Here is a 4,266-nt window from a genome sequence, read left to right on the forward strand (position 1 = left end):
GATTATGGTCGAAATTCTGATTTCGTTTCATTTAAATATCTCCTTTAATGATTTTGAAATTTGATTTTCAACGAGATGAGGTCTCTTTTTCTTTCTCTTAAGTCACCTAACCGCACTGTCCTGCATCGCAACTGTTCACAATGCTATCTACGTCCGGGCGGTGCATGAGCTTTTGCAGGATACCAAACTGCTTTTTGGTGGACGCAGACACCAGATACTGCCACTTTTGCGGCAGGATGGGCAAGTCTGCAATGCTCCACTTGACGTACTTGGCATCGTAGATGTTGGGTGGAGCCAGTTCTACCAAGTGCCCTACGCACCAGCTTACCAGATAGCCGTTGCCCTCAAGGTAGCCATCCTGACGGCTGGTCGCACCGAGGACTTTGGCGTAGGACATAGCGACGGATGGCTTTTCCGCCACGACTAATTTTGCGATAAAAATCACTCCAATCTGTTTCTGATTGCAATATGTACGGCGGCAAAACGCCGCCTTAAAATCAGATGGGTTCGGTATCTTCCTCGCCGGTTTCTTCCGGTTCATCCTCCACAGGAATCTCAAAGTCGCCCTTGTCCTCGGTGTAGTTTGCATCGGGGTCAAGAGCTTCTTTTTCGGCCTGCTTTTTCTGCTTCTGCTTCATAAAGGTGTAAATGCCGCCGCCAGCAACCAAACCGACCAGCGCCAGTACGCCTAAGAATGTGGCAGCATACTTCGTAACTTTGTTGCCACCAGTCTGTTCAGAACCGGATGCCTCCGCTTCTTCCGCAGCCTTTTTCGCATCCTCTTCGGCCTGTTTGCGCTCCTGCGCTGCCTGCGCCGCCGCTTCCTTTTCGGCGGTATAGGCTTCGGCATCTTCATCTTCCATCAGGGAGAGCAGGTCGGCTTCATCCACAAGGTTCATAAAGTGGACGGTCTGCTGTCCCTTGGCATTGCGGTCGATGACCAGATAAAAGGTGGCTCCCGACTTCGACACCAGCGTAATGAACTGCTGTCCGCTGCCATCGGAGTAGTCAGTGTGGTAATCGTCCACCAGCGTCAGATTGCCCTCCGGGGTCAGAGCACCGGTTTCCTCATCGGTCACGGTGACAGCCTCTTCCTCTTCGGTGGCAGCAGTCAGGACAGGCTGTTCCACTTCCTCCACAGGCTCGCCGTCATAGGCAAAAGCAGGAGCTGCCATGCCAGCGCACAGTGCCACCGACAGCACCAGCGCACATACCTTATTCATCATCTTCATTATCGGGGTCCTCCTTATCAATGGTAGCACCGACTGCGGACAGCGCAGCCGGGTTCGGGGTGGAAGTTGCGGACTGCCGCAGCAGGGCGGCAAGCTGTTCCGGCGTGACCTTTGCCGTCCGAACCATCTCGTTGACCTCGGCGGCTTCGGCCTCCTGAATCCGCCGCTCCAGACTTTCGATGCGATTGTTGATCTTGATGCGCCGTTCCTTCTCTTTTTCCAGTGAAGCGCGCAGTTTATCGAGTTTTTCGCTCATATTGTCCTCCTGTTATTTGGATAGCCGCCCGAATCCTGACAGGTATTTCTGCCAGTAGGACGAGTGGATATTGGCGTACTTGATGGGGTCTCCGGCACTGACCATCATACCGTTTCCGAGATATATTCCAGTATGGCTCATGCCGGGGGTGTCGTAGGTACCTTTGAAGAAAACCAGATCTCCGGGCTTTGCTTCTGCTTCGGAGATGTGCTGGCATTTATTCCAAAGACCGTTGGCCGTGGTGCGCCCGACATTGTAGCCGTTCTGGTTGTAAACCCAACAGACGTAGCCGCTGCAATCGAAGCCGGTTTCCGGGGTGGAGCCGCCCCACACATAGGGCGTACCCACATACTTTTGGGCTTCCTTGTAGATGGCGGCAAATTCGCTGTCGGTCAGTGCTTCTGCCGGCACCTGATAGTCGATGCCCGGTGCGCCGGAGCCATCGGAGCCACCGGGCGGCAGTCCGCCGTTGAACAGATACGGTCTGCCGCCCAAGGTGTCCTGAAAGATCTCGTAGCGTTTCCATTGGTCGTTGTCCAGTTCCTCCCGGATGACCACCTCCAAGCCACGGTTCACCAACTTGGTGTGGAAAATCTTGTACTCATACGGCACTTGGGTAGGAACAGGGATACCTGCCGGACTGATGACCCAGACCGTCTTATACCGAATCTGCACCTCCACCCATGTGGTCAGCTTGTACTGCTTTTTGAAGGTCTCCTTCAGCTTGCCCTGCACTTCCGACCGGGTGTAATCATCATACAGAGTGGTCAGGAATGAAGTGAGCTGCCACGGGTCGTGTTCAATGGGGTCAAGGTGGTACTGGTACTCGTTGTAGCCGGGGTGGTCGGTGGGGGTGCGCTTGATCTTTTTATCCAGTTCCTTTTCCAGCTTTTTGTAGTCCTGCTCTGCACCCCAGATGTCCCGATCCTCGGCAGAGTATATGGTCTGCCCGGACACCTGTGTGCCGCCCGAAAAGAGGATACCGCAGGAGGAAAAGCCCGACATCACCATGAGGACGAGCAAAAGAAAAACGCCCACAATCACCAGAACGTGTGCGTTGCCTTTTGCGGCATTCACCAGCCCCTTTACGGCGGTGCTGACGGCAGTTTTGCCCTTTTCTACCGCCTGTTCCACGCCGGACCGGGCAGCAGATGCACCGTTGGATGCCGCTTTGCCACCTGCGGTCTGCGCCGCCGTACCCGACCGGGCGGCAGCATAGTAGCTCTGCCGGATGTCTTGCTTCTGCCGCCATCGGGAAAGCCAGTTGGAACCGCCCTCGCCGGTGCCGGATGCGCCTGTATCTTGTGCCGCAGTTGGCTTCTGCACGGAAGATTTTGCGTTTCTGGCACCCTTCTTGCCCTGCATCTTGGCTTTCCTCTTGAGCTTCCGGGCATAGCGGCTCTTGGAAATATCCCGGACATTTCCTGCCGCCTTTTCGCCCTCGCTCAGCGCCTGCGTGCCCACATTGTCATCCTCGTACTGGTCAACTTCGTGATGCGCCGCAGACCGGGCGGCATGGGCAGCGTACATCTCTCGCTTCTGCGTCTTACTCAACCGGCTCAGTTCGTCCGGGGTCAGTTCCGCCTTGCCAAACCGCAGATGCTGTGCCTTTTCCGCAGCTTTATCTGCATCGGTTTTCAGCTTTTTCTTTTTGGGCACCGTCTGCTCTACCTTGGCTTTTTTCGGGGGAGAACGGGTCTTTTTGGTAGACGATTCCTCTTTGATGTTCAGTTTCGGTTCACTCATTTCTGCGCGCCCTCCGAGACTTCACCCAACTTGGTGGTCATAATGCGGTAGAGTTCCAGATCGGTGGGGAAACGGTCCACAAACGGCAGAATGACATTACCGAAAAACAGCAGCCCTTCGCCCTCGCCGGAGTGGGTCACATAGGAAAGCTGATGAGGGCTGATGTTGAGCTGCTTTGCGAGAATCTGGCGGTCTCCCGCAGCCTGATTCAACATGATGATCATGTCGCTGTTCTCGAAAATATTCTCGACCTCACGAGAAGAAAGAAGGTCTTTCACGTTCTGGGTCAGCCCTGTGGGAATACCGCCCCACTTGCGGAAACGCTTCCAGATCTCCACGGAATAAGCGGCGGTCTGCTCCTCTTTTAAGAGGAGGTGCATCTCATCCATATAATACCGGGTGGACTTGCCGCTGCTGCGGTTTGCCGTGACACGCCCCCACACCTGATCCTGCACGATGAGCATACCGAGTTTCTTCATCTGTTTGCCCAGTTCCTTGATGTCGTAGCAGACGATGCGGTTATTGACGTTCACGTTAGTGCGATGGTTGAACAGGTTCAGACTGCCCTTGACGTAGATTTCCAGAGCCGTGGCAACATGGTGGGCTTCTTTTTCCTCCTGCTGAAGCAGAGCGTTGTACAAGTCCTCAAGGATGGGCATATTCTCCGGGCAGGGGTTCGCAAAATATTTGCGGTAAATCAGATGCACACAGCGGTCAATGACGGTTTTTTCCACCGGCAGCAGACCTTCCTTGCCGCCCACCACCAGCTCACACAAAGAAAGAATAAAGTCGGCTTTCAGGGACAGCGGATTATCCTCCTCGGAGTAGTTGGCGTTGATGTCCATGGGGTTGACAAATTGGGTGCTGTTGGGGCTGATTTTGATGACCTGACCTTTCAGCCGGTTCACCAGCGGCGAGTAATCGGCTGGGTCAGCGGTGTTACCACCGCCTTCCCGCCTAAGAACCGTACGTGACAGTTTCCCGTCATACGGCTCAAGCATTTCATCACTTTTTCAAGCGGTTCTCAGCATA

General features: G+C 54.5%; 3 protein-coding genes and 2 pseudogenes. All 5 read right to left on the reverse strand.

Annotated features, from left to right (window positions below):
• Nucleotides 1-109: 109 nt before the first annotated feature.
• A pseudogene (locus J3348_RS14060) lies at nucleotides 110-397 on the reverse strand (DNA topoisomerase); the annotation flags it as partial.
• A 100-nt stretch (nucleotides 398-497) separates the two neighbouring features.
• On the reverse strand, nucleotides 498-1,232 hold the full coding sequence (locus J3348_RS14065; RefSeq protein WP_117930569.1) for a DUF4366 domain-containing protein: 735 nt from the start codon (nucleotides 1,230-1,232) through the stop codon (nucleotides 498-500).
• Nucleotides 1,216-1,488, reverse strand: coding sequence for a DUF4315 family protein (locus J3348_RS14070; RefSeq protein WP_112091926.1), 273 nt, complete (start codon nucleotides 1,486-1,488; stop codon nucleotides 1,216-1,218). Before J3348_RS14070 ends, J3348_RS14065 begins: the two co-directional genes overlap by 17 nt.
• Before the next feature lie 12 nt (nucleotides 1,489-1,500).
• Nucleotides 1,501-3,234, reverse strand: coding sequence for a C40 family peptidase (locus J3348_RS14075; RefSeq protein WP_207699207.1), 1,734 nt, complete (start codon nucleotides 3,232-3,234; stop codon nucleotides 1,501-1,503).
• Nucleotides 3,231-4,166, reverse strand: a pseudogene (locus tag J3348_RS14080) (conjugal transfer protein TraE); the annotation flags it as partial. The pseudogene J3348_RS14080 and the gene J3348_RS14075, both read right to left, overlap by 4 nt.
• Between the last annotated feature and the right edge of the window lie 100 nt (nucleotides 4,167-4,266).

The organism is Faecalibacterium sp. Marseille-Q4896 (assembly GCF_017377615.1).
Lineage (GTDB): Bacteria > Bacillota > Clostridia > Oscillospirales > Ruminococcaceae > Faecalibacterium > Faecalibacterium taiwanense.

Bases quoted from the DNA above. Each gene is read 5' to 3' on its own strand.
- J3348_RS14065 (WP_117930569.1), bottom strand. From the start codon at position 1,232: ATGAAGATGATGAATAAGGTATGTGCGCTGGTGCTGTCGGTGGCACTG.
- J3348_RS14070 (WP_112091926.1), bottom strand. From the start codon at position 1,488: ATGAGCGAAAAACTCGATAAACTGCGCGCTTCACTGGAAAAAGAGAAG.
- J3348_RS14075 (WP_207699207.1), bottom strand. From the start codon at position 3,234: ATGAGTGAACCGAAACTGAACATCAAAGAGGAATCGTCTACCAAAAAG.